Source organism: Methylobacterium sp. D48H (assembly GCF_053345715.1).
This window is the reverse complement of record NZ_JBKFAP010000184.1, coordinates 1-293: the sequence shown is the minus strand read 5'-3', so window position 1 is coordinate 293 and position 293 is coordinate 1. Positions and strand designations below refer to the sequence as shown.

1 pseudogene is annotated in these 293 nt (G+C 75.8%); it reads left to right on the top strand.

From position 1 onward, the window contains the following. Positions 1 to 35 precede the first annotated feature (35 nt). Positions 36 to 293: pseudogene (locus ACLBX8_RS32055) on the top strand (M23 family metallopeptidase); the annotation flags it as partial.

The following is a 293-nucleotide window of genomic DNA, read 5'->3' as shown; positions in this document are numbered from 1 at the left end:
GAAACTGTTCACGCGCCCCTGTCGCAGACGAGCCGGTGGACGATCCGTCCGGGACCACGGTCACGATCACGCGCTCCGCGCTCGCGGGCACACCGGTTCCCGACGACGCGCCCGGCCTGAGCGACGGGGACGTCACGGCCCTCGTGGAGAGGCAGTCGGATGAGGCGCGCGAGACGGGGCCGCGGATCGCCGTGCCGCTCGCGCCGCAGCGGCTGCTCTCGCAGATCCTGGTCGCCGCGCCGGCCGAACCCGCCGCGACGGCCGCCGGCGCCGATACGGGCCGCGACCCGTTC